Source organism: Georgenia satyanarayanai (assembly GCF_900116375.1).
GTDB lineage: Bacteria > Actinomycetota > Actinomycetes > Actinomycetales > Actinomycetaceae > Oceanitalea > Oceanitalea nanhaiensis.
The window spans coordinates 1-2,040 of the sequence record NZ_UETB01000033.1; the positions used below are offsets into that span (position 1 = coordinate 1).

Annotated in this window: 1 rRNA gene; it reads left to right on the plus strand. The window is 57.7% G+C overall.

The features are described from left to right. Positions 1–2,040, plus strand: a 23S ribosomal RNA gene (locus DSZ44_RS18000); the annotation flags it as partial.

Here is a 2,040-nt window from a genome sequence, read left to right on the forward strand (position 1 = left end):
CTTGCCGGAGGTAGAGCTACTGGATGGCCGATGGGCCCCAACAGGTTACTGACGTCAGCCAAACTCCGAATGCCGGTAAGTGTAAGCGCAGCAGTGAGACTGCGGGGGATAAGCTTCGTAGTCGAGAGGGAAACAGCCCAGACCACCGGCTAAGGCCCCTAAGCGTGTGCTAAGTGGGAAAGGATGTGGAGTTGCACAGACAACCAGGAGGTTGGCTTAGAAGCAGCCACCCTTGAAAGAGTGCGTAATAGCTCACTGGTCAAGTGATTCTGCGCCGACAATTTAGCGGGGCTCAAGCACACCGCCGAAGCCGTGGCATCAGCACATGTCCCCAGCTTCCTCCCTCGTGGGGGTTGTTCAGGGGTGTTGATGGGTAGGGGAGCGTCGTGTGGGAGGTGAAGCTGCGGGGTGACCCAGTGGTGGATCCCACACGAGTGAGAATGCAGGCATGAGTAGCGAAAGACGGGTGAGAAACCCGTCCGCCGAATGACCAAGGGTTCCAGGGCCAGGTTAATCCGCCCTGGGTAAGTCGGGACCTAAGGCGAGGCCGACAGGCGTAGTCGATGGACAACGGGTTGATATTCCCGTACCGGCGAAACACCGCCCATACCGAGCCCGGTGATGCTAACCGCCCAACGCTCACGTGTTGCCCTTCGGGGCGCATGTGAGCCGCGCGCGGAACCCGAACCGGTAGTAGGTAAGCGTATTAACAGGGGTGACGCAGACAGGTAGCCTCCGCGTGCTTTATGGCTATGCACGTCCAAGGGAGCAGGGCGAGGTCCAGGCAAATCCGGGCCTCACACAAGCCTCAGACCCGATGGTGACCGCGAACGCGGGAAGCAGGGTGATCCTATGCTGCCAAGAAAAGCCTCGACGCGAGGTGTTAGCCGCCCGTACCCTAAACCGACTCAGGTGGTCAGGTAGAGTATACCAAGGCGATCGAGATAATCATGGTTAAGGAACTCGGCAAAATGCCCCCGTAACTTCGGGAGAAGGGGGGCCTGAGGGGTGAAGCCACTTGCTGGCTAGCCTTTGAGGGCCGCAGAGACCAGGGAGAAGCGACTGTTTACTAAAAACACAGGTCCGTGCGAAGTCGCAAGACGATGTATACGGACTGACGCCTGCCCGGTGCTGGAAGGTTAAGAGGACGGGTCAGCTCAACTTCGGTTGGGCGAAGCTCAGAATTTAAGCCCCAGTAAACGGCGGTGGTAACTATAACCATCCTAAGGTAGCGAAATTCCTTGTCGGGTAAGTTCCGACCTGCACGAATGGCGTAACGACTTCTCCGCTGTCTCAACCGTGAACTCGGCGAAATTGCACTACGAGTAAAGATGCTCGTTACGCGCAGCAGGACGGAAAGACCCCGGGACCTTTACTATAGCTTGGTATTGGTGTTCGGGACGGCTTGTGTAGGATAGGTGGGAGACTGTGAAGCAGCCACGCCAGTGGTTGTGGAGTCATCGTTGAAATACCACTCTGGTCGTTCTGGACATCTAACCTCGGTCCGTAATCCGGATCAGGGACAGTGCCTGGTGGGTAGTTTAACTGGGGCGGTTGCCTCCCAAAATGTAACGGAGGCGCTCAAAGGTTCCCTCAGCCTGGTTGGCAATCAGGTGGCGAGTGTAAGTGCACAAGGGAGCTTGACTGTGAGACTGACAGGTCGAGCAGGGACGAAAGTCGGAACTAGTGATCCGGCGGTGGCTTGTGGAAGCGCCGTCGCTCAACGGATAAAAGGTACCCCGGGGATAACAGGCTGATCTTGCCCAAGAGTCCATATCGACGGCATGGTTTGGCACCTCGATGTCGGCTCGTCGCATCCTGGGGCTGGAGTAGGTCCCAAGGGTTGGGCTGTTCGCCCATTAAAGCGGTACGCGAGCTGGGTTTAGAACGTCGTGAGACAGTTCGGTCCCTATCCGCTGCGCGCGCAGGAAACTTGAGAAGGCCTGTCCCTAGTACGAGAGGACCGGGACGGACGAACCTCTGGTGTGCCAGTTGTTCCGCCAGGAGCACGGCTGGTTGGCTACGTTCGGAAGGGATAAC